The following is a 26100-nucleotide window of genomic DNA, read 5'->3' as shown; positions in this document are numbered from 1 at the left end:
CAGCGCCGGCCCGGCAGACCCGCCGGTCTGCGGGCGCATTGCAGGCCACTGCAAGGAACCGGCACCAAGTCACCGAACGGCGCGGACGGGCTGCCTATACTCGCCCCAGAACACGATCCGACTCCCTGCCGGCGCCAGCCAGGAAACCATATGTCCCGCTCCCCCGTCTCGCTCATGCTCGCCATGCTGGCGACGTTGCTGACCGCAACGGCCGCGCCCGCAGCGGCCGCGCCCATCGTCTACGGCGTCAACACGCACGACAATCGCCCCGGCTATGCCATGGCCCAGGCCGAGGCCCGCTTCCAGCTGCTGGCAGCGCGCAACCTGCGCAGCTACCGGTTCGACGTGGATCCGCGCGATTACGCAACGCTGGATGTGCTGGTCCCGCTGGCGCGCAAGTACGGCATCACGCTGCGCCCGATGGTCTACCCGATGTCGCGCGAGATCGGCTACCAGCTGGCACGTCGCTATGCGGCGGACATCAAGGTCTGGGAGATCGGCAACGAGCAGGATCTGGTCCGTGCCGAGGCCGATGCCCGCATCGCCGCGATGACCACGATGTATCTGGGCATGCGGCAGGCCTCCGACGAACTGGGCGCCGGCCTGCGCTTCACCATCAACATCACCGCCTGCAACAGCGACGACCGCAGCGCCAACGCACGCTGCCCGGGCGATCGCAATGGGTCGCTATGGTTTCTGGCCAAGGCCAAGGCGGCCGGCTTCAACTTCGACCACATCAGCTTCCACTACTACGCCTTCCACTACGATGCCGGCTACTGGACCGAGTTGTATCTGGGACAACTGCGCACCGCCGCGAAGACCTACAACACGCCGGTCTTCTTCAACGAGCTGAACTGCGCCGAGATCTACACCGGCAACACCACCGGCGGTAGCGAAGGCGATCGCGGTTGCTACGACAGCCTGGCGCAGCTGCTACGCAACGTGCGCGACAACTATGCCGACGTGGTGTCCGAAGTGAACGTCTACGAATTGCTGGATCAGACCACCATCCAGGGCGCGGAAGGCCATTTCGGCCTGATGTACGACCTGGCACGTCCGAAACCGACCCTGGACCTGCTCACCCGCTTCGCCCAGCAGCCGGCCACCACGGCGGCGGCCGATGCAGCGGGTTACTGACCGTAGTAGCCGTTGGTGATCGGATAGCGCCGCTCGCGACCGAACGCGCGCCGCGACACCTTCGGCCCCGGCGCGGCCTGGTGGCGCTTCCATTCGTTGAGCCGCACCAGCCGCAGCACGTGTTCGACCGTATCGGCCGCATAGCCGGCGGCGACGATGTCGTCGCGCGACTGCTCCTGGTCGACATAGCGATACAAGATCCCGTCCAGCACGTCGTACGGCGGCAGCGAATCCTGATCGGTCTGGTTGTCGCGCAGCTCGGCCGAGGGCGGGCGCGAAATTACTGCCGGCGGAATCACCGGCGCGCCGCCGACGGTATTGCGCCACTTGGCCAGACCGAACACCTCCGTCTTGTACAGGTCCTTGAGCGGTGCGTAGCCGCCGCACATATCGCCGTAGATGGTGGCGTAGCCGACTGCGTATTCGCTCTTGTTGCCGGTGGTCAGCAGCAGCCCGCCAAACTTGTTGGACAGCGCCATCAGGATCACGCCCCGGCTGCGCGACTGCAGATTTTCTTCGGTGATATCCGGCTGGGTGCCCTCGAACATCGGCCCCAACGCGGCGAGCAAGCCTTCGAAGGCCGGCTCGATCGCGATGGTTTCCAGCTTCACGCCCATCGCGCGGCATTGCTCCTCGGCCAGATCGTTGGACAGGTTGGCCGTATAGCGCGAGGGCAGCCGCACCGCGGTGACGTTCTCGCCGCCCAGCGCATCGACCGCCATCGCCAGCACCAGCGCCGAATCGATACCGCCGGACAGGCCCAGCCAGACCTTGCCGAAGCCGTTCTTGCGGCAATAGTCCTTTAGCCCGCGCACCACCGCGCGCCAGGCCAGCGCGTCCATGCTCTCGTCGCCATCGTCCACCCACACCACCGGGGTGAAGCTGCGCTCGCCGGCGGCATAGTCCACCACCAGCCACTGGTCGACGAATGCGGCGGCAGCCGGATGCACGGTGCCGTCGCCATCGGCCACCACCGAGGCCCCGTCGAACACCAGCGCGTCCTGCCCGCCGACGACGTTGAGATAGGCAATCGCCGCCCCGCTCTCGCGGGTGCGCTCGGCCAGCAAGGCATCGCGCTGCGCATGCTTGCCGCGCTCGTAGGGCGAGGCATTGGGAACCAGCACCAGCTCGGCACCGGCCTGCACCGTCCTGGCCAGCGGCTCGGCAAACCACAGGTCTTCGCAGATCACCACACCCACCTGCACGCCCTTGACCGTGACCACGCAGGCCTCGCCATCCGGGTCCACGTCGAAATAGCGGCGCTCGTCGAACACCGCGTAGTTGGGCAATTCGCGCTTGCGATAGGTCGCTTCGATACGCCCGTCGCGCAACACGCTGGCCGCGTTATAGACCACGCTGCCGGCGCTCTGCGGCCAGCCGACCACCGCGACGATTCCGTGCGTGCTGGCCGCGATGCGCGCGAGCGCTTCTTCGCAATGGGCGAGAAATCCGGGCCGCAGCAGCAGGTCTTCCGGCGGATAACCGCTGATCGTCAGTTCGGAAAACAGCACGATGTCCGCTCCGAACTCGTCCCGTGCCGCCGCGATGAACGCGATGATGCGGTCGGTATTTTGCGCCACTGCGCCGACCGGGAAGTCGAACTGGGCCATGGCGATGCGGAGGGTCTGGGACATATCGGCAGCCTTTTGCGGATTCCTACCGAATGCCGGAAGGAGGAAGAGAAGAGCGGGCGACGCACAGACGTTGCGCAATCGCTTCACACACATCGTTGGTGCGCACCAGCACCTCATTATTCCAGAAGCGCAGCAGCTGGAAGCCCTCTCGGTGCAGGAAGGCCTCGCGCACTGCATCGGAGGACGCATCCAGGTGCTGGCTACCTTCAAGCTCGATGATCAGTGCGCAGTCCAGGCAAGCGAAATCGGCGATATACGGCCCAATGGGACATTGCCTGCGAAACTTGCATCCCAACAGGCGCCGATCACGCAGGTGGTACCAAAGCAAGCGCTCGGCAGCGGTCATCTCGCGCCGCAGCGCTTTTGCGCATCGGATTTTTTCGCCAGCGCGCATTGGACGCTATAGAGGTCTACGGGAGCTCACAGCTTGGGGTGGGGCATGTGCGCCCGCTATCGGCTGTGGTCGTTTGGTGGTGTAGGGGAAAGCGGCCCTCACCCCTACCCCTCTCCCGCAAGCGGGAGAGCGGAAATCAAGGCAAAAGCAGGCAGTAGAACTGCCTTAACTGCTCCGCGCTCTTTCCAGGCATCGCTCTTTCATCGAGAGGCTTCCTCTAATTCGGCCTAGGCGTCTGCTTTTGCGTCTGCTTTTGCCTCTGCCTCTGCCTCTGCCTCTGCGTCTGCCTCTACGTCTGCCTCTGCGTCTGCCTCTGCGTCTGCCTCTGCCTTTGCCTCTGCCTCTGCCTCCGAGACTGTTTGTGCTTATGCCTCCCGCTTCTGCTTGTGGCTCTAACACCTCTGCTGGTTTTTTCTTTTGCTTTTGCTGTTGCTGTGATTGCTGTGTCCGCTGTATCGCTACAACACAAGCCACCGCTGCCACTCCCTTCTCCCGCGTGCGGGAGAAGGTGCCCGAAGGGCGGATGAGGGCAGCAAAACCAGCCCATAAAAAAGGCCACCCGAAGGTGGCCTCTCTCAACCCACACGCTTGCGCGCAGCGAGTGCTTACTTCACCAGCGCAGCGATCGCCGCACCCAGATCGCCCGGCGAACGGACGGTCTTGACGCCGGCCGCTTCCATCGCGGCGAACTTGCCTTCGGCGGTGCCCTTGCCGCCCGATGCGATCGCACCGGCGTGGCCCATGCGCTTGCCGGCCGGGGCCGAGGCACCGGCGATGAAGCCGACCACCGGCTTCTTCACGAACTGCTTGATGTACTCGGCACCGGCTTCCTCGGCGTCGCCGCCGATTTCGCCGACCATGATGATGCCTTCGGTCTGCGGGTCTTCGTTGAACAGCTTGAGGCAATCGACGAAGTTCAGGCCGTTGATCGGGTCGCCACCGATCCCGATGCAGGTGCTCTGGCCCAGGCCCACTTCGGTGGTCTGCTTGACCGCTTCATAGGTCAGGGTGCCCGAACGCGACACGATGCCGATCTTGCCCGGCTTGTGGATGTGGCCCGGCATGATGCCGATCTTGCACTCGCCCGGGGTGATTACACCGGGGCAGTTCGGCCCGATCAGCACGGTGTCCGGATGCGAACGGGTCAGCACGTTCTTGACGCGCAGCATGTCCAGCACCGGGATGCCTTCGGTGATGCAGACGATGACCTTGATGCCGGCCGCAGCCGCCTCCAGGATCGCATCGGCCGCGTACGGCGGCGGCACGTAGATCACCGACGCATCGGCGCCGGTGCTCTGCACGGCATCGGCCACGGTGTTGAACACCGGCAGGTCGATATGGGTGGTGCCGCCCTTGCCCGGCGTCACGCCGCCGACGACCTGGGTGCCGTACTCGATCATCTGAGTGGCGTGGAAGGTGCCCTGCTGGCCGGTAAAGCCCTGCACGATCACCTTGGTGTTCTTGTTAATCAAAACGGACATGGATAGTTCCTTCGGTGTCGTGGATCAGGCGGCGTTCTTGACAGCTTCAACGACCTTCTTGGCACCGTCGTTGATGTTGTCGGCCGGGATGATGGCCATGCCGCTGTCGCGCAGCAGCTGCTTGCCTTCTTCCACGTTGGTGCCTTCCAGGCGCACCACGACCGGCACCTTGACGCCCACTTCCTTGACCGCGGCGATGATGCCTTCGGCGATCATGTCGCAGCGGACGATGCCGCCGAAGATGTTGACGAAGATGCCTTCGACCTTGTCCGAGGACAGGATCAGCTTGAACGCCTCGATGACGCGCTGCTTGTTGGCGCCGCCGCCCACGTCCAGGAAGTTCGCCGGCTCGCCGCCGTTGAGCTTGATGACGTCCATGGTGGCCATGGCCAGGCCTGCGCCGTTGACCATGCAGCCGATGTTGCCGTCCATGGTGACGTAGTTGATGTCCAGCTCCGACGCGGTCACTTCGGTCTCGTCTTCCTGCGTCTTGTCGCGCATGGCGATCAGCTGCTTCTGACGGAATGCGGCGTTGTCGTCGCTGTCGAACTTACCGTCCAGCGCGTACAGGTTGCCGTCGTCCAGGATCGCCAGCGGGTTGATCTCAACCAGCGCCAGGTCCTTTTCGTTGAACAGGCGATACAGGTTCACCATGATGCTGGCGAACTGGCCGGCCTGCTTGGCATTCAGACCCAGCTTGAAGCCGAAATCGCGGCCGTGGTAACCCTGCACGCCCTCGACGAAGTCGACGTTGAGCGCGTGGATCAGCTCCGGGGTTTCGGCAGCGACCTGCTCGATCTCCACGCCGCCCTCGCTCGAAGCGATATAGGTGATGGTCTTGGTGCCGCGATCGACCAGGATCGACAGGTAGAGCTCCTTGACGATCTCGCCGGCGGTGGTCACCAGCACCAGATTGATCGGCAGCTCGACGCCGGCGGTCTGGTAGGTGGACATCTTGGTGCCGAGCATCTTGGCCGCTGCGGCTTTCACATCGTCGGTGGTCTTGCAGAACTTGACGCCGCCAGCCTTGCCACGGCCGCCCGCGTGAATCTGCGCTTTCACCATCCAGGGGCCCTTGCCCAGGGAGTTGGCAACTTCAACCGCTTCGTCCGGGGTCGCCGCGACCTTGCCGGCCGGGACGGGGATGCCGTACTCGGCAAGCAGCTGTTTTGACTGGTATTCGTGGAAATTCATGCGTCACCGTGGGAAAAGGAAACGACCGCTGCGTGCAACGCAGACCGCCAGGGCGGCACGTCATAAGACGCGAACGGGCCGCCTATTGTGGCCGACCACGCTGCGCTGCGCAAAATTCGCCGGCATCGCCCGCCCTTCCTACGCCTGCCTGCGGCCAGCCGCCGCCAGGCCCGCGCGCAGCGCAGGCGCCGTACCTGCCTATACTCGCGGCTTGTTCCAGCGGGGAAGTGGCTTGGCATCCAGCGCATCGCTTATCGACCGGATCCAGTCCGCGCCGCAGCGCGAGCTGTACTTCTTTTCGCTTTACCGGGTGCTGGTGGCCGGGCTGATCGCCGCACTGGTCTTCAGCCCGTTGTCCGACGCCATTCCCGAGCCACGTTACCCGCGCCTGGCCGCCGGTGTGGCGATCGGCTACCTGTCGCTGGCCATCCCGCTGCTGTTCTGGAGCCGCAACGAACGCCGCCTCACCGCCACCGTGCTGTGCGCGGTGATCGCCGACATCCTCGCCGCGACCCTGGCCACGCATGCCCTGCCCGGCGCCAGCGCCGGTATCGCGATGATGTTGCTGTTCAACGTCGCCGCCGCCTCGATCCTGCTGCGCCTGCGCTACGGCATGGGCATCGCCCTGCTCGCCAGCGCCGCCATCGTGCTCGAATACCTGTGGACCCTGCTCGAAGGCGCCGGCGCCACCCGTCCGGTGGCCGAGCTGGCCATGTTTGCCACCAGTTACGTCGCGGTGGCCTTCATCTGCGAACAGATCGCCGCGCGCGCGCGTAGCAATCAGGTGCTGGCCGAACAGCGCGGCGCGCAGGTCGCCAATCTGTACGAGATCAACGAGCTGATCATTCGCCGCCTGCGCACCGGTGTGCTGGTGGTCGATACGCATAACCACATCACCCTGGCCAACGAGGCGGCATTGGCGCTGCTGGGCGATGGCGACCAGCGCAACGCCCCGGCAGATCTGTCGCTGGCCGCACTCACGCCGGAACTGGCGCGTCGCCTGCAACGCTGGCGCAGCGGCTGGCGCCAGGAAGAAGCCCCGCTGCAACTGGGCGCCGACCGCCCGGAAGTGCAGCCGCGCTTTGCGCGCCTGCTGGCCGACAGCGACATGGTGCTGGTGTTTCTGGACGACGCCAGCGTGGTTTCGCGCCGCGCCGAATCGCTGACCTTGTCGGCGATGGGGCGCTTTTCGGCCAGCCTGGCGCACGAGATCCGCAACCCGCTGGCGGCGATCAGCTACGCCTCGCAACTGCTGGAAGAATCCCCGGACATCGGCGATGCCGACCGCCGCCTGCTGCAGATCATCCACCAGCAATGCCAGCGCACCAACGGCATCGTCGAAAGCGTGCTCGGCCTGGCCCGCCGCGAACGCGCAAACCCGGAAAACCTGGATCTGGCCGCCTTCGTGCGGCGCTTCGTGATCGATTACCGGCAGACCCTGTCGATGGAAACCGACAGCCTGGAATCCAGCATCCAGGGCAGCTCGGTGCATGCATTGGTGGACCCCAAGCACCTGCATCAGATCCTCACCGCACTGGTCCACAACGCGCTCAAGTACGGCCGAGTGCTGGACGAACCGGCGCGCGTCAAACTGCGCGTCGAGCGCCAGGACCGCATGGCGGTGATCGACGTGATCGACCGCGGCCCGGGCGTTCCGGACACCGTCGCCGCGCAGTTGTTCCGCCCGTTCTACACCACCTCCGAACACGGCACCGGGCTCGGCCTGTATATCGCCCAGGAGCTATGCCGCGCCAACCAGGCGCAACTGGACTACGTGTCGGTCCCCGGGGGCGGCGCGTGTTTCCGGATTCTGTTGCAGGGGCCCAATGGCCTGCTGGGCAAGTGAGTGATCGATCTGCGCTGTCGCACTTCGAGCATCGCTTGGCAAACTTGGCAAACAGCGCAGCTGCCAGGGAACCTCTGAACAACTCACCTACCATCTGGGGAAGCTTGTAGCCTCGCCTGATCCCGACAAGTGCCCTTACTTAAAATCAAGCGCTTACGCGTGACGCAGCCTGGCTCAGGCTCCGATCGAAGGCCTGAGACAGAGGCGTTCAGAGCCTCCCTAGAACCACATCAGGTGTGCGACATCTGCACGTGCGGATGAAGCCGCGTCCCCACATCGCCCCCCCTCCAAGACGACGACAGCCCTGCCCGCCAGGCCAACCCCACCGCGTTGGAGACGCCTTGCACCACATGCGGCGCGGCACCTATCCCTCGCTTCTGACTGGCACCCATCGGCGCACCTCGATCCGCACACACGCACCGAACATCCGCGTGAACCGTTTGGCACCAACGCGGCCGGCAATTGTCGACGGTCATCGCGCTGGGATATCGTGGGCAACATGAACGAACAGAAAAGTGCCCTGGTTGTCGATGACGAGCGTGACATCCGCGAATTGCTTGTCCTGACCCTGGGCCGCATGGGGTTGCGCATCAGCACCGCCGCCAACCTGGCCGAAGCACGCGAACTGCTGGCCAGCAATCCCTACGATCTGTGCCTGACCGATATGCGCCTGCCCGATGGCAACGGCATCGAACTAGTCACCGAAATCGCCAAGCACTATCCGCAAACGCCGGTGGCGATGATCACCGCGTTCGGCAGCATGGACCTGGCGGTGGAAGCGCTGAAGGCCGGCGCGTTCGACTTCGTCAGCAAGCCGGTGGATATCAGCGTGCTGCGCGGCCTGGTCAAGCACGCGCTGGAATTGAACAACCGCGACCGCCCCGCTCCACCGCCACCACCGCCGGAACAGGCCAGCCGCCTGCTCGGCGACTCCGGCGCAATGGAAAGCCTGCGCGCCACCATCGGCAAGGTCGCGCGTAGCCAGGCACCGGTCTACATCGTCGGCGAATCGGGCGTGGGCAAGGAACTGGTCGCACGCACCATCCACGAACAAGGCGCACGCGCGGCCGGGCCATTCGTCCCGGTCAACTGCGGCGCCATTCCTGCCGAGCTGATGGAAAGCGAATTCTTCGGCCACAAGAAAGGCAGCTTCACCGGCGCGCATGCCGACAAGCCCGGCCTGTTCCAGGCCGCGCATGGCGGCACGCTGTTCCTGGACGAAGTGGCCGAATTGCCGCTGCAGATGCAGGTCAAACTGCTGCGTGCGATCCAGGAAAAATCGATCCGTCCGGTCGGCGCCTCCAGCGAAACGCTGGTGGATGTGCGCATCCTCTCGGCCACCCACAAGGATCTCGGCGACCTGGTGTCCGACGGCCGTTTCCGCCACGACCTCTACTACCGCATCAACGTGATCGAACTGCGCGTCCCACCGCTGCGCGAACGCGGCGGCGACCTGCCGCAACTGGCCGCCGCCATCATCGCCAGACTGGCACATAGCCACGGCCGCCCGATTCCGCTGCTGACCCAATCGGCGCTGGACGCGCTGAACCATTACGGCTTCCCCGGCAACGTGCGCGAACTGGAAAACATCCTCGAACGCGCCCTGGCCCTGGCCGAAGACGACCAGATCAGCGCCACTGACCTGCGCCTACCCGCCCATGGCGGCCACCGCCTCGCAGCCAGCCCCGGCAGCGCCGCCATCGAACCGCGCGAAGCGGTGGTCGACATCGACCCCGCCTCGGCCGCCCTGCCGTCCTACATCGAGCAACTGGAACGTGCCGCGATCCAGAAAGCGCTGGAAGAAAACCGCTGGAACAAGACCAAGACCGCCGCGCAACTGGGCATCACCTTTCGTGCGCTGCGCTACAAGCTCAAGAAGTTGGGGATGGAGTAGAGAGGCCGGGAATCGGGAATCGGGAATCGGGCGTGGGGAGTGGGGAGTGGGGAGTGGGGAGTGGGGAATCGTAAAAGGCGAATGGTCGGTTTCGGCTGCTGTTTTGAGCAATCACAGGCGGTGCGGGGACGGGAGCGCCAGGACTGGAGCGCCGTTACGATTCTCCAACTTGACCCACCCATCCAGGTATAATTTGTCTCGGTCGCACATGCATGAGGAGCCGTCATGAAAAAGCCCAGCCTTGAGACCGTTGTCGAGCATTATCGCGCCACTCGCAGGGACAATTTTGCCGCCAGCCAACGCTTGGAAGGCATCAAAACCCCTGACACAGCTTCAAACAATCAGCGCCCCTTACCCAGCAAAGAGGCATTGCGCAAAAAGTACCTGGCCCTCTCCCGGCCAGGATGAAAGACAAGTATGCGGTCATTGCTGACCCTGCCTGCTATCCCGGCACAGGTGTTCTCCGGAACAAACTGAACATCGTCGACCCTGATGTTTTGGAGGCGGCAGAAGCCGCCTTTGCAGCAACCGCAGTGCAATCCATCGAACTCGGCGCGCCACCGTTCGATCTTGCTTATCTTTGCAGCCTGCATCGGCAACTGTTCGATGAAGTCTACGAATGGGCGGGCATGCTCAGAACCGTGGATATCGCCAAGGGCACCACACGATTTTGCATCAGCAGCCGCATTAAAGCCGAAGCGCATCGCTTGCTGAGCCAGCTGGACGCTACCGATCTGACCACGCTGCCTCGCTCCGCACAGATGGCGTTGGTCGCAGAGCTCTATGGCGAATTGAACATGATTCACCCGTTCCGTGAAGGCAACGGTCGGACGCAGCGCCTATTCTTCGAGCATTGGTTGCTGCTCAATGGACTGGCGGTCTCGTGGAGGCATGTGAGCGCAGGCACCTGGGTTGCAGCCTGCATCGCTGCCGTGTCATGCGATTACGTCCCGCTGGAAGAAGTCTTCGATCGCTGCATCACGCAGATCGAAGAACCGTCAGTCGATCAGGATCACGACTGACGCTCCACTCAGTCCTTGGTAACCCGATTGATCTCAGCCAAGCTGGTCACCCCATGCGCCGCCTTGACCAGCGCCGACTGGCGCAGATCGCGGATTCCGATCTTCTGCGCCGCCTCGGCAATCTGCATCGCATTACCGCCTTCCAGCACGATCGCGCCGATCTCGTCGTTCATCGGCATCACCTGATAGATACCGGTACGGCCTTTGTAGCCTTCGGTGCACTCCTCGCAACCCACAGCTTCATACAGCTCGATCCCCGCAGCGACCTGCTCTGCGGTGAACCCCTCCGCCAGCAACGCATGCTCAGGCAAGGTCGACTTGCGCTTGCAGTTGCTGCACAAACGCCGCGCAAGCCGCTGCGCGATCACCAACGTCACCGACGAGGTGATGTTGTAAGGCGCAATCCCCATGTTCATCAGACGCGCGATGGTCTGCGGCGCGTCGTTGGTGTGCAGCGTGGACAGCACCATATGACCGGTCTGCGCTGCCTTGATCGCAATCTCGGCCGTCTCCAGGTCGCGGATTTCGCCGACCATGATGATGTCTGGATCCTGGCGCAGGAACGAGCGCAACGCCGCGGCAAACGTCATGCCACGCTTGACGTTCTGCTGCACCTGATTCACGCCAGGCAACCGGATTTCCACCGGATCCTCGGCCGTGGAGATATTGCGCGTCTCATCGTTGAGGATGCCCAGCGCCGTATACAACGACACCGTCTTGCCCGAACCGGTCGGACCGGTCACCAGCACCATGCCGTACGGCTTGTGGATCGCATCCAGGAACAGCTTCTGCTGATCGGCCTCGTAGCCCAGCTTCTCGATGCCCAGCTTGGCCGCGCTACCGTCCAGGATACGCAGCACCACCTTCTCGCCGAACAGGGTCGGCAAGGTGCTCACGCGGAAGTCGATCTGTTTGGTCTTGGACAGGTTGAGCTTGATGCGCCCGTCCTGCGGCACCCGCTTCTCCGCAATGTCCAGCTGCGACATCACCTTCAGGCGTGCCGCGATGCGCTGGCTCAGCTTCACCGGCGCCTTGGCCACGTTCTTCAACAGCCCATCGATCCGCAACCGCACCCGGTAGTCGTCTTCATACGGCTCGAAATGGATGTCGGAGGCTCCCCGCCGGATCGCATCCACCAGCACCTTGTTGACGAACTTCACCACCGGCGTGTCGTCGCCCTTGGCATCGACCCCGGCATCCCCGCCAGCGCCCATGTCCTCGTCCCCGGTGGAGACGTCCAGATCCCCCATGTCGTCATCGTCGTCACCGAGCGATGAGCCAAGCGAGGCGTTGCTGGCCTGCCACTGCTCCAAGGTACGGCGGATCTGGTCCTCGTCCACCAGGATCGGCTCGACCACCAGATTGGTATGAAACTTGATGTCGTCCAGCGCACGCGTCTGGGTCGGGTCACTCACCCCCACGAACAATCGGTTGCCGCGCTTGAACAGCGGCAGCACCTGGTACTTCTGGAGCAACTCCTCGCTGACCAGCTTGACGGCGTTCTGGTTAGGATCGAACGACGACACATCCAGCAACGGCATCCCGAACTCAACCGAATTCGCCGCTGCAAGTTGTGAAGCTGTTACCAGCTTTTTCTCCGAGAACCATTGCGGTAACGGCACTTTGGCATTGGCGGCCTGCTCCATGGCAGTGCGTGCAGAGCCTTCATCAAGAGCCCCGTCCTGAACAAGACGTCGCGCGATACCGGTGATGCCAACCAGGTTGGCAGATGTCAAAGCATTCATACAGCCCCCTAGGATGCGGAGGCAAGAATAACCCATCCATTGAGCACACAGGGTATTGCAAAAACGCCGGCCTCAGTAAGCGCCTTCAACGTGACCTGCCCCCACTGACCGTCCCAGCCTTGCTAAAGGCACGGCCCTCGCCTAGCCCAACAAAACGGCATTGAACGAACCCGTCCATGGCCACTAAAAACCCACAAAGCGGTCACTAGTGGCATCGTAGCCGCTCAACCCAGCCCTTTCCCGCATACGACCTGCCTCGCGCCGTGGAACTACCCAGCAGACGCAATCTGTCTTCCCCCTCACAGGAGGCTACGCGGGGCAATTGGAGCGTTCAAAAAATTTGCTAGTCGTACTGGACCTCACGGAGAATCTGCAGCTGAAGGGCGGGGCGAAAAAGCAGAAAAATACTTGAAACTGAATTCAAATAGATATTCTCTACCCCCCAATTCGGCTCACCCACTCCATTGCTCCCGTGAACTTATTCGACTTAAATACCCCCGGGGAAAAGCCGGTGAAAATCACCGGCAAGGATTAGCAATTAATAAGTAAAAACTATCAGACACGACATTCAGCTGGAACGTATTTGTTGTTAGTAGCACTAGATACGGCACACTTCCAAGTAATCGCATCACTGGGCACAGTACCACCCTTAAGAGCAGCACCACCACTATTCGGAGTTAGCGTAAATGCAACGCCCTTCGCCTTGTCGGTCATCGTTACGGTAATTGCACCAGTTCCATCATCAACAGCGATCTTACTAACATTGGTAGTTGCAGTTGGCGGGGCATAGCCAGTCCCTAGGGCCGTAGTGCCATTGCTCGCGTTTTCAGCCACAACAGTCTTTGCTGCGGAGGCTAGAACCAGACCCTCAGAAACCCGCGATCGAACTGTGTAATCTTGGTAAGCTGGCAGTGCGATGGCGGCCAGGATGGCAATGATTGCCACAACAATCATCAATTCGATAAGGGTAAAGCCTTGCTGCTTCTTCATGATTACATCCCCTAGATGTGTTTAATAAAAATGGTTGCTGCGCGTCGTCGGCCGTCATGACCTAGCCGCCAGGTTTCTTGCAGGGTTAGTCAAGCAAATTGCGTGCCAATGCAACGTCCCTACCTATGAGCTACCCCGGGACCAAGCATCGCAGACCCAGAGCTGATTGGAAGCGCTAGCTTCAAGAACTGCGAGCCGTCTTGCAATGTGACGCAAGTCGTCACTTTTAGCCTCTACACGAACCTCATAAGGGCACTTCCCGGCAGTTCGAATCACCGTGTGAAGCGTGCCTAAAGGCGCTACTATAGGCATAGTTCCGGCCTGGGGATGGCCGAAGGGGAAAGTTATGTCTGTCGCGCGTAACGTGATCAAGAAGCAGCCGGCCGACCGAGGCAGCAGCTATATGCAACCTTTCATATGGGAAGGTATGGACAAGCGCGGCGTCAAGATGAAAGGAGAACAGGCAGCCCGCAACGTGAACATGTTGCGCGCAGAACTTCGCCGCCAAGGCATCACGCCTACTGTCGTCAAGCCAAAACCTAAGCCCCTGTTCGGCGCGGCTGGCAAAAAAGTCAGCTCCAAGGACATTGCGTTTTTTAGTCGTCAGATGGCAACCATGATGAAATCCGGCGTTCCCATAGTCGGATCGCTCGAGATCATTGGCGAGGGCCACAAGAACCCGCGAATGAGAAAAATGGTCGGCCAGATAAGGACCGATATCGAGGGCGGATCTTCGCTACATGAAGCCATCAGTAAGCATCCGGTTCAGTTTGACGAGCTCTACCGGAATCTCGTCCGCGCGGGCGAAGGTGCAGGCGTGCTAGAAACAGTGCTAGACACAATTGCCAACTACAAAGAAAACATAGAAGCATTAAAGGGAAAGATAAAAAAAGCATTATTTTATCCCGCAATGGTTATGGCGGTAGCTCTATTAGTAAGCGGAATCCTACTGATCTTCGTGGTACCCCAATTTGAAGATGTCTTCAAAGGGTTCGGAGCTGAACTTCCAGCATTTACGCAGATGATTGTTAATGCATCACGCTTCATGGTTTCATATTGGTGGCTAATGCTGATTGCGAGTGTTGGGGGGGTGGTCGGTTTCATTTTTGCCTACAAGCGCTCCCCGCGCATGCAACACGGAATGGACCGATTGATTCTGAAGGTGCCGGTTATCGGGCAGATCATGCATAACAGTGCTATCGCACGCTTCGCTCGGACCACTGCTGTCACGTTCAAGGCGGGTGTTCCACTAGTTGAAGCACTAGGCATCGTGGCTGGCGCTACCGGTAATAAGGTGTACGAAGAGGCGGTACTCCGCATGCGGGACGATGTATCGGTTGGCTATCCGGTCAACATGGCCATGAAACAGGTCAATTTGTTCCCGCACATGGTCATCCAGATGACCGCAATCGGCGAAGAGGCCGGTGCACTGGATGCCATGCTGTTCAAGGTTGCCGAGTACTTCGAGCAAGAAGTCAACAACGCTGTGGACGCGCTCAGCAGCCTGCTGGAGCCGCTGATCATGGTGTTCATCGGCACCATCGTAGGCGGCATGGTCATCGGCATGTATCTTCCGATCTTCAAACTCGGCGCAGTGGTTGGATAAGACGTAATGGCATTTCTCGACCAGCATCCCGGTCTCGGCTTTCCCGCCGCGGCCGGACTGGGACTGCTGATCGGCAGCTTCCTGAACGTGGTGATCCTGCGCTTGCCCAAGCGCATGGAGTGGCAGTGGCGGCGCGATGCGCGCGAGATTCTGGAACTGCCGGACATCTACGAGCCGCCGCCGCCGGGCATCGTGGTGGAGCCCTCGCACGACCCGGTCACCGGCGACAAGCTCAAGTGGTGGGAGAACATCCCCCTCTTCAGCTGGCTGATGCTGCGCGGCAAGTCGCGCTACAGCGGCAAGCCGATCTCGCTCCAGTACCCGCTGGTGGAGTTGTTGACCTCGATCCTTTGCGTGGCCAGCGTCTGGCGCTTCGGCTTCGGCTGGCAGGGCTTTGGCGCGATCGTGCTGAGTTGCTTTCTGGTGGCGATGTCCGGCATCGACCTGCGCCACAAGCTGCTGCCGGACCAGCTGACCTTGCCGCTGATGTGGCTGGGTCTGGTCGGCTCGATGGACAACCTCTACATGCCGGCCAAGCCCGCCCTGCTGGGCGCGGCGGTCGGCTATGTCTCGCTGTGGACGGTGTGGTGGCTGTTCAAGCAGCTCACCGGCAAGGAAGGCATGGGCCATGGCGACTTCAAGCTGCTGGCCGCGCTCGGTGCCTGGTGCGGGCTGAAAGGCATCCTGCCGATCATTCTGATCTCCTCGCTGGTCGGCGCCATCCTCGGCTCGATCTGGCTGGTGGCCAAAGGCCGCGACCGCGCCACCCCGATCCCGTTCGGCCCCTACCTGGCCATCGCCGGCTGGGTGGTGTTCTTCTGGGGCAACGACCTGGTGGACGGCTACCTGCACTTCGCAGGCCTGCGTTGACCGGGGCACGACGATGAGCGACTTCATCGTCGGCCTTACCGGCGGCATTGCCTCCGGCAAGAGTGCCCTGGCCGCCGAGTTCGAGAAGCTGGGTGTGCCGGTGATTGATGCTGATATCGTCGCGCGGCAGGTGGTGGCGCCGGGTCTCATACTTGATGGCATCACAAACCGCTTTGGCCAGGGCATTTTGTTGCCGGATGGCACGCTGGATCGGCAAGCCTTACGCAACATCGTCTTCGCGGATCCAACCGAGCGGAAAGCGCTCGAAGCGATCACCCATCCTGCCATTCGCACCGAACTGCAGCGCGCAGCCAAAGCGGCCAATCACCCCTACGCTATCGTAGCAATCCCATTACTCGCTGAAGCAGGGGCACGGGCGACCTATCCCTGGCTCGACCGCATCCTGGTCGTCGACGTACCGGTTGCGCTTCAACACGCCCGCCTGATGCAACGCGATGGCAGTACGTCAGTCCTTGCCGATCAGATGATTGCAGCACAAAGCTCTCGCACACAACGACTGGCCATTGCCGATGATGTGGCAAGCAATGAGGGCAATACCGACCAGTTGGCGCAACACGCGCAACGGCTGGATGCGACTTACAGAGCGGCGCTTCAAACCCATCGAATCGGGAACTAACGTTTGATACTCCCGTATACGATATGCGCCACGGCAGAACGGCCACCATCACATCGGTGAAAAATGATTTGGATGCAATGCATGGAATCCACTATTCCTGCACAGCAGGCCTGCCGGTACATGTGGCATGCGCCACTAACAGCGTGATGCATTCGAATCAGGAAAGTCACCTTTCGCCTGATTTACTTCCCTGCAATTGACATTGCAAACAACCAGTAGCAACCCCTGCCTCAAGGAGCGTAGAAACTCCTCTCATAGCGGTACCCACCTCCGTCAAACCGGTGGGTTTTTTGTGCCTGTTGGCAGGTGCAAGCCGACACGATGCCTGCGTCGGGAGGGCGGCTAATACAACACTCCTTCGGGAGAAATACGCCCGCCGGCTATGAGCGGTTTCTAACCTCCCGACATCCCGTCGCCGGCCGGCGACGTTGCCTGTTCTTCGAAGGAGGCGTTGTCATGGCAAATGTATCGATAGTGCAGGTGAGTGAGCATCGTCGCTCCATGGTGCTGGCGGAGGTGAGGCGATGAGCCGGGCGCAGTCTCCAATCGCCAAGCTGTCCAAACCAAATGCCAAACGCACCGCTACCGCCAAGCAGCCTGAGCGCGCGATCGATGCACAGCCCGTGCGGCTGGTTCCATCGCCCACCTTCGATGTGGACAACCTCGACTTCGACCATCGCCCCAAGCGCCGCGTGGACGATCTGCCGCCGCGCCCACGCCGCAAGGCGCGCACGCCCACGCGCTGCACAGTGGGTTATGCGTTCTACGAGGCCGAACCCGGCCGGCCGCACAGCCAGCGCATTCCCAGCGTGCGCTTGCGCGGGCTGTGGCTGGAGCAGTTGGGGTTTGCGGTTGGCTGCAAGCTGCAGATCACTGCGCGTGAGGGAGAATTGGTTGTGACGGTTGTACGCGCTCACACGCCATGAGCGACTGCCCTCCGCATACGGCGATCGTCCCCAGCGGTTCTGGCTCTCCCGCAGCTGGGGGACTAGAATCGAACCCACTCTTCGTGAGGTGCCTGCCATGTCCGCTCTCTTCAAACAGCAAGCTCACCAATTGGTGGATGCGTTGCCCGAAGATGCACGCTGGGAGGACCTGATCTACCAAGCCGCACTGCACCGGGCTATTGAAAAGGGGATCGAAGAGGCAGATGGCGGGCAGTTGATTGCTGCTGAGGATGTGCTTCGGCAGCTTGAATTGTCTGCGTGAGGGTGTATTGGACGCCAAGCGCCCACGCCAGGCTGCTGGAAATCCAGGCCTATCTGAAAGAGCATGCACCATCCATGGCGAAAGCGGTGACAGTCGCCCTGGCGCGGCGCGCATTGGAGCTGGGTCATTCGCCCGCGATGGGCAGAGCGCTGCCACGCTACGCACCCGCTGAGGTGCGGGAGTTGCTGGAACGCCCTTACCGACTGATCTACCGCGTTACGCCAACGCAGGTGGATATCCTGACGGTGCTGCACTACCGCCAACTGATGCCATCGGACCTGTCCGACCTACATCGTTGATCACCGCCGAAACGCCAACGTGGCAATCACGCCACGCTCCTGCCCCGGGCGCACACTCACCCGCCAGCCATACAGATCGCAGAGCCGGCTGACGATCGACAGGCCGATGCCGCCGCCTTGCGAGTGGCCGGCGTGGGTGCCGCGGTAGCCGCGCTGGAACAGTTTGGCGGCGTCCTCCTCGCTCAGGCCGGGGCCGGAGTCGATGACTTCCACCGCATCGCTCAGCACGCGCACGCGCACCTGGCCGTCCTGGGTGTACTTGACCGCATTGCCGATCAGGTTGCCTAGCGCGACCGACAGTGCGGACTCGGGGGCGTCGATGACCAGATCGCGCTCGCCTTCGATCAGCAACTCCAGTGGCTTGCCACCAAGTTGTGCGCGATGCGCGTCGATCAGTTGTTCGGCCACCTTGGCGACGTTGCTGCTGCCCTGGCCGCGTTCGTTGCGCGAGAGCAGCAGCAGCGAGCCGATCAGGTCGCTGCACTGCAGTTCGGCACGCTGGATGCGCTGCAGACGTTGCAGCACTTTTTCATCCAGGTTGGGCCGGGTGAGCAGCAATTCGGTAGCGCCACGAATCACCGCCAGCGGGGTGCGCAGTTCATGGCTGACGTCGGCGTTGAATTCGCGGTCGCGTTGCACGACTTCGGTGAGGCGGGCCGAATAGTCGTCCAGCGCTTCGGCAAGCTGGCCCACTTCGTCATCGGGGAAGTGCGCGGCCAAGGGCTTGGGTTCGCTGGTACCGCCGCGGTAAGCGCGCAGGCGCGCGGCCAGGTCCGACACCGGGCGCATGACCTTGGAGGCGGACCACCAGCCGATCAGCAGCGAAAATCCGCTGAACACCAGCACCGACAACATCAACGTGCGCTTGAGCTGGATCTCGCCCTTGAGCGTCTGGGTCATGTCGTAGGCCAGGAAGAACCACTCGCTCGGTGTCTTGCGCACGGCCAGCTTGTACGAATACGCGTTGCCGCTCTCGTCCACACCGGAAATGGTGTGGATGCCGTCGGGCAATCGGTACCACTCCGGCTGCTCCAGCCGCAGCGCGTCGAACTTATCGCTTTTGACCACGCGTCCACGCATCTGCTGCACCGGCAGATCGGGGTTGCGCAACGGGTCGGAATAGAAGCGCTGCGCGAACGCGTCGATATTGCGATTCATCACGTCTTCGACCAACTGGTTTTCCACGCGCGAGCGCGCCCAGTTGGTGGCGAAGGCGAACAGTGTCGTCAGGCAGAAGCCCAACAACACGAACGACAGGATGATGCGGCTGCGCAGGCGCCGCCGGTAGCGGCCACGCTTGGGAGCGGGCCGCACGCCGCCATGGCTTTCAGGCATCGGGCGAAGCGATGCGGTAGCCGATGCCATGACGGGTCTGGATCATCGGCACGTCGAACGGCTTGTCGACGACCGCGCGCAGGCCGTGGATATGCACGCGCAGCGAGTCCGAATCCGGCAACTCCTCGCCCCAGACGCGGGTTTCCAGCTCCTGGCGGGTGACCACGGCCGGCGAGGCTTCCATCAGCGCCTGCAGGATCTTCAGTGCGGTCGGATTGAGCTGCAACAGCTTGCCGCGACGACGCACTTCCAGCGTGTCCAGGTTGTATTCCAGGTCGCCGGTTTCCAGCACGCGCGTGTGGACGCCCTTGCCGCGACGCGACAGCGCGTTGAGCCGCACTTCCACTTCCTGCAGCGCGAACGGCTTGATCAGATAGTCGTCGGCGCCGGAGTCGAAGCCGGCCAATTTGTTGTCCAGCGAATCGCGCGCGGTGAGCATCAGCACCGGCGTCTGCTTGCGCGCTTCGTTGCGCAGCTTGCGACACACCTCGATACCGTCCATGCCGGGCAGATTGAGGTCGAGCACGATGGCGTCGAACTCGTGCACCACCGCCAGATGCAGACCGGTGACGCCATCGGCGGCAAAGTCCACGGTGTGGCCACGGTCTTCAAGATAGTCGCCCAGATTGGCGGCGATATCGCTGTTGTCTTCGATTACTAGAATTCGCACTGGAACCTCATTGGTTAAGCTGTTTTTAGCGCTGGCGCCGAGAAATTTCGTCTTGCCTCACAGTCGTCATCCGGCACGGGCGGCCGTGATCCACTGCTTGGTGCTCATCTGCAAAAACCAAGTGCGCGCTGGCGCCGGCACATCAGCCGGCTATTTTCGCTCGCCTTGGTCAAAATTCTGGTGACGACCTCCTGATCGCTGCCGATAGCGCCACGCCGTGCTGGCAGCAGCGTCGCGTTCGGACATGCCTTCAGTCGCGCCAGGATCCGGTCGATCACTGCCGCCACCTTAACGCGCTCATCCTGACTGATCCCGGAGTCTTTCGCGCCCTCCTCGGACCCGCGCGTACCTGATCTGCCAGCGGCTTGAATAGGGTGTCGGCGCTGCCCCGCGCAGCCACGTCTGGCTGTTGGAAGCACCGGGTACCCGTGGCCAGCCACCCCGCGCTCGATTGATTGGCCATGCTGACGCCTCCTTGTGTCTGACCGATTTAACATTTGGCGAATGTAGACGCGAACCCCGGGGGCGGCAAGTCGTTCAATAAAAAGGCCCAAGTGCGACACCGCACTTGGGCCAAAAGTTCATCCCGATCACCGTCACTGCCGAGAGCGGAGCTACGGTCGGGTGAGGCTAGCGGGCCAAGGATTACATTTTCGTTAATTTTTCGATAAGGGCGGCGACATACCGATCAACGGATCGACTGCTCCAGATGCTCGATGATGCTGGCCGCCACATCGACCCCGCAGACACCTTCCACCCCTTCCAGGCCAGGGGTCGAGTTGACCTCCAGCACCAGCGGCCCGCGCCGGGAGCGAATCAGGTCCACGCCAGCCACGGCCAGGCCCAGTGCGCGTGCCGAGCGCACCGCCACCTCCTGCTCCTGCGGCGTGGCTTCGGCCACGGCGGCGCTGCCGCCCAGATGCAGGTTGGAGCGGAAGTCGCCTTCGGCCGCCTGGCGGCGCATGGCCGCCACCACCCGGTTGCCGACCACGAAACAGCGCAGGTCCGCGCCTTCGGCCTCGCCGATGAACTCCTGCACGATGAAGTTGGCGTAGAGCCCACGCAGCGCCTCGACCACGCCGCGCGAGGCGCTGGCCTTCTCGGTCAGGATCACCCCGGCGCCCTGCGCGCCTTCGTTCAACTTCACCACGTGCGGCGGCGGGCCGAGCATGGACAGCAGATCCTGGGTGTCGTCAGGGTTGTCGCCGAACACGGTCACCGGCATGTCGATGCCTTGCGCCGCCAGCAACTGATGCGCACGCAGCTTGTCGCGCGAACGCAGGATGGCGTCGGACGGGTTCGGCGTATAGGTACCCATGAACTCGAGTTGGCGCAGCACGGCAGTGGCGTAACGGGTGACCGAGGCACCGATGCGCGGGATGACCGCATCGAAGCCGGTGATGGGCTTGCCCTTGTAGTGCAGGCTGAAGCCATCGGCAGCGATACGCATATAGCAGCGCAGCGGGTCGAGGATGCGCACGGTATGGCCACGCTTGCGCCCGGCTTCGATCAGCCTTCGGGTCGAATACAGCTTGCTGTTGCGCGAGAGGATGGCGATTTTCATAGCAGCGGGCACACGGCGCGGCCTGGACATGGTTCGGAGTCTGATGACGGGTGAGCCATGTCCGCGCCTCCGGCCGATCGCGCGTGCAAGCTGCAATCCTGCACTGCACGCAAACAACCCGACTGGTGTGCGACGGCCCGAGGATGGGACAACGTAGCGTCTCCAAGAACGTTGCGGCGACGCACGCACTGCGCAACCTCAACTGCATCGATGCTAGCAGGGCGCGCGCGCGGCACTCAAGCAACCTGTGCATGCGCGGCACAAGGTGCCGCATTGGGGTGATGGGCGACAAACCGGGCGCTACGTTACGCATGACGGATCGCATCGACCTATGGCACCGTGCGCAAAGCTCCCCTGTCCCAGCTATCCACGTCCAGCCAATGCGAGCATGGCTGTCGCCCTCACGCGGCACCCTTCCGGTCGTAACGCCTTTTGCACAGCTGAAAACGCAATGCTTGCGCCCCCTCATGCCGGCATGCCGGCGCACCCGAGACTCTTCATGCGACGTCCAGCAAGCGCGGCCTATGCCAACCCCTCCCGCATCCGCCAGGGACGCCCGTTTCCACGCGGCGCCATGTTCGATGGCAAAGGCACCAATTTCGCGCTGTTTTCTGCGCATGCCACACGGGTGGAGCTGTGCCTGTTCGACGAACAGGGCACCGAAGTCCGCGTCGACCTACCCGAATACACCAACGAGATCTGGCACGGCTATCTGCCCGACGTCAAACCTGGCCAGCGTTACGGCTATCGCGTCCACGGCCCGTATGCGCCGACCGAAGGTCATCGCTTCAACCACAACAAGCTGTTGATGGACCCGTATGCGCGTGAACTCGAAGGCGATCTGGTGTGGGCAGACGAGCTCTATGGCTACACCGTGGGCCATCCCGATGGCGACCTCAGCTTCGACGAGCGCGACAGCGCGCCATTCATGCCCAAATGCGTGGTGGTCGAAGATACCTACGACTGGGAAGACGACACGCAGCTGCTGAAGCCGTGGAATGAGATGGTGATTTATGAAACCCACGTACGCGGCTACACCATGCGCAATGCACAGGTGCCAGAGGCCGTGCGCGGCACCTTCGCCGGCCTGGCGCAGCCGCAGGTGCTGCAATACATCAAGGACCTGGGTGTCACTGCGGTCGAGCTATTGCCGGTCCATGCGTATCTGGACGACCAGCATCTGCTCGACAAGGGCCTGCGCAACTACTGGGGCTACAACACCATCGGGTTTTTCGCGTTGAAATCGCGCTATCTGGCCAGCGGCCATCGCGACGAGTTCCGCGACATGGTCAAGGCCATGCACAAGCAAGGCCTGGAAGTCATTCTGGACGTGGTCTACAACCACACCGCAGAAGGCAGCGAGCTGGGGCCGACGCTGTCGTTCAAGGGCATCGATAACGCCAGTTATTACCGCCTCGCCGAAGACAAACGCTATTACATCAACGACACCGGCACCGGAAACACGCTGAATCTCAGCAATTCGCGGGTGATCCAGTTCGTCAACGATTCGCTGCGCTACTGGGCGGGCGAGATGCACGTGGACGGTTTCCGTTTCGACCTGGCCACGATTCTTGGCCGCGAGCCGAGCGGTTTCGATCAACGTGGCGGCTTCCTGGATGCGTGCAACCAGGACCCGCTGCTATCGGAAATCAAGCTGATCGCAGAGCCATGGGACTGTGGCCCGGGCGGTTACCAGGTGGGCCATTTCCCGCCTGGCTGGACGGAATGGAACGACAAGTTCCGCGACAACGCGCGCGCCTTCTGGAAGGGCGACGAGGGCATGCTGGCCGAGTTCGCCACGCGCTTTACCGGTTCGGCAGATCTATTCGATCGTCGCGGCCGTCGTCCGTGGGCCTCGGTCAACTTCATCACCGCGCACGATGGCTTCACCCTGCGCGATCTGGTGAGCTACAACGAGAAGCACAACATCGACAACGGCGAGGACAACCGCGACGGTTCGTCCAATGACGGGTCGTGCAACTACGGCGAAGAAGGCGACACCGACAACCCCGACATCCTGCAGATCCGCGAGCGGCAGATGAAGAACCTGCTCGCCACGCTGTTGCTGTCGCAAGGTACGCCGATGGTGCTGGCCGGCGATGAGCGTGCGCAATCGCAAGGCGGCAACAACAACACCTATTGCCAGGACAACGCGATCACCTGGCTGGATTGGGAGAATGACCCCACCGATGGCCGCCTGACCGAGTTCGTCAAGGCGCTCACGCAGTTACGCAAGCGCTACCCGATCCTGTCGCGCGGCCGCTTCCTCAATGGCCAGTACAACGAGGAAGCCGGCCTGCGCGATCTCATCTGGCTCAATCCGGGTGGCAGCGAGATGGAAGAGGCGCACTGGAACGATACCGGCGCGCGCTCGGTGGGTTTGCTGCTGGAAGGCAAGGCGCAGACCTCAGGCGTCAAGGAACTGGCCAACGACGCCACCTTGTTGATCGTCATCAACGCTTACCATGAGGGCGTGACCTTCACCCTGCCCGCCACCGACGAGGCGGTGTACTGGAAGCTGGTGTTGTCGACCGACGAGGCGCTGGAAGTGGACATGATGCCCGCAGGCGCCAGCGAGTTTCTGGCACCGCCGCGTAGCGTCTCGGTGTTTGAGTGCAAAAGCGATCAGTAACGCTTGAGCGGTGAAACAAGCGCGCTGCCCGCTGATTTCTGGCGGGCGGCGCGTTTTTCACGTTGGCGTGCGGGCGATAGTTTGAACGCTTTCCACGCAACGCAACTGCAGTTTATTGGGGTATGCCGCTGCACAATCGAATGCCGCCCTATGTCGGCCCGGTTCAACCAGACACTGTGCCAAGCCAGGAAGAAGGTGGCAGCATTGCCCCTTGCCCGAGTTGAAACCCGGCCAAGTCAGCGACAGAAAGCTAACGGACGCGCAGGAACTGGAATGCAGGCCGGCAGGCTGCGAAAAAGTCTCGGTATGCACTGACGCGGCGCGGTTCCTGCAACTGCAACTGCAGATCGCGCAGGACCGCGAACGACGACTTCAAACGACCATGCGCCGATCGATCGCTGGCAAACACCCAACAAAAAGACCGTACCAGCAATGCCCTGACTTCAATAAACCTCAACCCGGATACAACGGAAACCGCTTGTCCGGATGATTGGCTTTCCATTCCTTGTAGGAGCTGGTGCCTTCCCAGGCCTTGAACGCCCGCGGCGTGCGACCGCGCCCGGACCAGGTCTCGCCGGAGTGCGGAATCCAGTATTTGGCCACGACTTCGCCGGTGGACGACAGCGGCCCCTTGGACTTGCCAGTCATCGCCAGGGAGGCGATCTGTGACTTCTGTTTTGCGTTGAACCGGCTACCGAACTGGGTGAGCACCTCGACAACATGGTCGAACGCTTCCAGCGTCTGGGCATACTTCAGCTGGGCCTCTTCCTGCTCCAGCTTACGGAGCTCCTCCAGCAATTTGGCTTTGGCGGCGGCGGCGGCGGGTGAGGCGGGCGGAACCTGGCGCATTGGCAAAACTAAAGGGTTGGGAGGGGTCAGCGAGTATTGCCGTTGCGAAGGCTAGCGTAAAGCGCCGAGTTTTACGTTGGTCTGCCGGCGCTCAGCGATGGCACTGCAGCGCATGCTCCCGGGCCATGGTCAGCACCGGCCCGATACGCCCGGCCCGGATCAGCTCGCTGCAATGCTTGCCAACAAATTCGACCCGTGGCGCAGAGAACCACTGCATCACCCGCTCCAGCTCACCGGCATTGATCGACCAGGCGTGGCACACCGTCTCGCCAAGTTCTTCGACGCCGATCAACCCCAGCTCACGGATCTGCTCGGCGTCGAGCGCGAACATCTCCAGCACCTTGCCCGCATCGTCCGGCGTGCCGAAGCCGGTGCTTATCTGTTGCGCCAGCCCGGTGCAGTAGGCCACCGAGGCCGCGCGTGCAGCCTGGGCGCGACGCATTCCCTTGATCAGCGCGCCAACAAGTTGGGAATGAGTGGTCGTCATGGTGCTCGCTCGATAATGGCTTGCACTATGCCTGTCATGGCGCACCTTCTCAATCAGGAAGTTCCCCACGACTGCGAAGGAAATAACGGAAAATGTTGGCAGCGATGCTCTACATGCAGTTACAACTGCAATCGTCGTCATTGTGTCTGCGAGGTCATCTTGCAAATGGATATTACCTAAATCGACCAGGCTACCCACTCCGTTTTACCGACCGAGACATGGCACGCCATGAAGATCGCCGAAAATCGCCGGGCATGAAAAGATGCAAAAACCTGTGAGAAATGCTTAACCGGCAATGCTCAGATCAAGCATCGCCGCCCGAAATTTTTCATACTTTCATCCATCCATTTCTGACTATTCAGAGACCAGGATGCCGGCGACGTCCCCCCGATTTTGAGTGGCGCCTCAGTTTGGAGTCCAATTCCCTACCCCGAGGAGATCGGACGTGAAGAAGCGCTTTACCGAGGAACAGATTATTGGCTTCCTGCGCGAAGCCGAAGCGGGCGCAGCTGTTCGAGAACGACCTGATCAAGGATGCGCTGCGAAAAAAGTGGTAAGCGCACCGGCGCGTCGTACGCTGGTGCGCGAGTGGATCGGGCGTGGCG

General features: G+C 62.0%; 24 protein-coding genes. 12 read left to right on the top strand and 12 right to left on the bottom strand.

All coding sequences use genetic code 11. The features are described from left to right. Positions 1-150: 150 nt before the first annotated feature. Positions 151-1137, top strand: coding sequence for a hypothetical protein (locus GGR61_RS19200; RefSeq protein WP_184407464.1), 987 nt, complete (start codon positions 151-153; stop codon positions 1135-1137). Here the strand turns inward: GGR61_RS19200 and GGR61_RS19195 are convergent. The 4 genes from GGR61_RS19195 to sucC all read right to left on the bottom strand — a co-directional run bounded on the left by GGR61_RS19195 (position 1131) and on the right by sucC (position 5840). Next, entirely contained in the window at positions 1131-2771 is a 1641-nt protein-coding gene (locus GGR61_RS19195; RefSeq protein ID WP_184407465.1) for an NAD+ synthase, read from the bottom strand. The genes GGR61_RS19200 and GGR61_RS19195 overlap by 7 nt on opposite strands. A 22-nt stretch (positions 2772-2793) precedes the next feature. Then, positions 2794-3165: a DUF559 domain-containing protein gene (locus GGR61_RS19190; RefSeq protein WP_184623373.1), complete on the bottom strand. Its 372-nt coding sequence runs from the start codon at positions 3163-3165 to the stop codon at positions 2794-2796. Positions 3166-3770: 605 nt separating this feature from the next. After that, positions 3771-4646 carry a succinate--CoA ligase subunit alpha gene (gene sucD, locus GGR61_RS19185; protein WP_011038208.1) on the bottom strand — a complete coding sequence of 292 codons (876 nt, stop codon included), beginning with the start codon at positions 4644-4646 and terminating at the stop codon, positions 3771-3773. Between the two features lie 24 nt (positions 4647-4670). Continuing rightward, positions 4671-5840, bottom strand: a complete 1170-nt coding sequence (gene sucC, locus GGR61_RS19180) for an ADP-forming succinate--CoA ligase subunit beta (protein ID WP_005992833.1) — start codon at positions 5838-5840, stop codon at positions 4671-4673. A 232-nt stretch (positions 5841-6072) separates the two neighbouring features. On the opposite strand from sucC, the gene GGR61_RS19175 reads away from it, so the two are divergent. The 4 genes from GGR61_RS19175 to GGR61_RS19160 all read left to right on the top strand — a co-directional run bounded on the left by GGR61_RS19175 (position 6073) and on the right by GGR61_RS19160 (position 10602). Then, complete coding sequence (locus tag GGR61_RS19175) at positions 6073-7686, top strand: HAMP domain-containing sensor histidine kinase (RefSeq protein ID WP_184623371.1); 1614 nt, start codon at positions 6073-6075, stop codon at positions 7684-7686. Positions 7687-8185: 499 nt separating this feature from the next. Then, entirely contained in the window at positions 8186-9580 is a 1395-nt protein-coding gene (locus GGR61_RS19170) for a sigma-54 dependent transcriptional regulator (protein WP_184407468.1), read from the top strand. 225 nt (positions 9581-9805) lie between these two features. Next, positions 9806-9988 (top strand): YhfG family protein, encoded by a 183-nt coding sequence (locus GGR61_RS19165; protein WP_184407469.1) that lies wholly within the window; start codon positions 9806-9808, stop codon positions 9986-9988. Further along, the gene (locus tag GGR61_RS19160; protein WP_184623368.1) at positions 9985-10602 is read left to right on the top strand and encodes a Fic family protein; all 618 of its coding nucleotides are present in this window, start codon (positions 9985-9987) and stop codon (positions 10600-10602) included. The genes GGR61_RS19165 and GGR61_RS19160 overlap by 4 nt, the downstream gene beginning before the upstream one ends. Before the next feature lie 8 nt (positions 10603-10610). Here GGR61_RS19160 and pilB read toward each other — a convergent pair whose 3' ends face one another. Next, entirely contained in the window at positions 10611-12347 is a 1737-nt protein-coding gene (pilB, locus tag GGR61_RS19155; protein WP_184623366.1) for a type IV-A pilus assembly ATPase PilB, read from the bottom strand. 555 nt (positions 12348-12902) lie between these two features. Further along, on the bottom strand, positions 12903-13337 hold the full coding sequence (locus GGR61_RS19150; protein ID WP_184623364.1) for a pilin: 435 nt from the start codon (positions 13335-13337) through the stop codon (positions 12903-12905). 346 nt (positions 13338-13683) lie between these two features. Between GGR61_RS19150 and GGR61_RS19145 the strand changes: the two genes are divergently transcribed. The 6 genes from GGR61_RS19145 to GGR61_RS19120 all read left to right on the top strand — a co-directional run bounded on the left by GGR61_RS19145 (position 13684) and on the right by GGR61_RS19120 (position 17958). Continuing rightward, positions 13684-14943 (top strand): type II secretion system F family protein, encoded by a 1260-nt coding sequence (locus GGR61_RS19145; RefSeq protein WP_184623363.1) that lies wholly within the window; start codon positions 13684-13686, stop codon positions 14941-14943. 6 nt (positions 14944-14949) lie between these two features. Further along, positions 14950-15813, top strand: a complete 864-nt coding sequence (locus GGR61_RS19140; protein ID WP_002812278.1) for an A24 family peptidase — start codon at positions 14950-14952, stop codon at positions 15811-15813. A gap of 13 nt (positions 15814-15826) precedes the next feature. Next, positions 15827-16450 carry a dephospho-CoA kinase gene (coaE, locus tag GGR61_RS19135; RefSeq protein ID WP_184623361.1) on the top strand — a complete coding sequence of 208 codons (624 nt, stop codon included), beginning with the start codon at positions 15827-15829 and terminating at the stop codon, positions 16448-16450. Between the two features lie 524 nt (positions 16451-16974). Further along, positions 16975-17376 (top strand): SymE family type I addiction module toxin, encoded by a 402-nt coding sequence (locus GGR61_RS19130; RefSeq protein WP_184623359.1) that lies wholly within the window; start codon positions 16975-16977, stop codon positions 17374-17376. A 97-nt stretch (positions 17377-17473) separates the two neighbouring features. Beyond that, positions 17474-17659 carry a hypothetical protein gene (locus GGR61_RS19125; protein WP_006448358.1) on the top strand — a complete coding sequence of 62 codons (186 nt, stop codon included), beginning with the start codon at positions 17474-17476 and terminating at the stop codon, positions 17657-17659. Further along, positions 17656-17958, top strand: a complete 303-nt coding sequence (locus GGR61_RS19120; RefSeq protein WP_184623357.1) for a type II toxin-antitoxin system RelE/ParE family toxin — start codon at positions 17656-17658, stop codon at positions 17956-17958. Before GGR61_RS19125 ends, GGR61_RS19120 begins: the two co-directional genes overlap by 4 nt. Here GGR61_RS19120 and GGR61_RS19115 read toward each other — a convergent pair whose 3' ends face one another. From GGR61_RS19115 to rimK, 4 genes are all read right to left on the bottom strand, one after another. After that, positions 17959-19293 (bottom strand): HAMP domain-containing sensor histidine kinase, encoded by a 1335-nt coding sequence (locus GGR61_RS19115; RefSeq protein WP_184407475.1) that lies wholly within the window; start codon positions 19291-19293, stop codon positions 17959-17961. Then, positions 19286-19963 (bottom strand): response regulator transcription factor, encoded by a 678-nt coding sequence (locus tag GGR61_RS19110; RefSeq protein WP_003490678.1) that lies wholly within the window; start codon positions 19961-19963, stop codon positions 19286-19288. The genes GGR61_RS19115 and GGR61_RS19110 overlap by 8 nt, the downstream gene beginning before the upstream one ends. A gap of 104 nt (positions 19964-20067) precedes the next feature. Beyond that, complete coding sequence (locus tag GGR61_RS19105; RefSeq protein ID WP_184407476.1) at positions 20068-20241, bottom strand: hypothetical protein; 174 nt, start codon at positions 20239-20241, stop codon at positions 20068-20070. Between the two features lie 410 nt (positions 20242-20651). Then, complete coding sequence (rimK, locus tag GGR61_RS19100) at positions 20652-21557, bottom strand: 30S ribosomal protein S6--L-glutamate ligase (protein WP_184623355.1); 906 nt, start codon at positions 21555-21557, stop codon at positions 20652-20654. Positions 21558-22026: 469 nt separating this feature from the next. On the opposite strand from rimK, the gene glgX reads away from it, so the two are divergent. Beyond that, positions 22027-24159: a glycogen debranching protein GlgX gene (gene glgX / locus GGR61_RS19095; protein WP_184623353.1), complete on the top strand. Its 2133-nt coding sequence runs from the start codon at positions 22027-22029 to the stop codon at positions 24157-24159. 453 nt (positions 24160-24612) lie between these two features. Here glgX and GGR61_RS19090 read toward each other — a convergent pair whose 3' ends face one another. Both GGR61_RS19090 and GGR61_RS19085 read right to left on the bottom strand, forming a co-directional pair. Then, positions 24613-25008: an H-NS family nucleoid-associated regulatory protein gene (locus tag GGR61_RS19090; RefSeq protein ID WP_184407479.1), complete on the bottom strand. Its 396-nt coding sequence runs from the start codon at positions 25006-25008 to the stop codon at positions 24613-24615. Between the two features lie 91 nt (positions 25009-25099). Then, complete coding sequence (locus GGR61_RS19085; RefSeq protein WP_184623415.1) at positions 25100-25495, bottom strand: hypothetical protein; 396 nt, start codon at positions 25493-25495, stop codon at positions 25100-25102. Between the last annotated feature and the right edge of the window lie 605 nt (positions 25496-26100).

This window comes from Xanthomonas sp. 3058 (genome assembly GCF_014199765.1).
GTDB classification, from domain to species: Bacteria; Pseudomonadota; Gammaproteobacteria; order Xanthomonadales; family Xanthomonadaceae; genus Xanthomonas; species Xanthomonas campestris_B.
The sequence above is the reverse complement of the archived record's forward strand: the minus strand, read 5'-3'. Positions and strand labels throughout refer to the sequence as shown.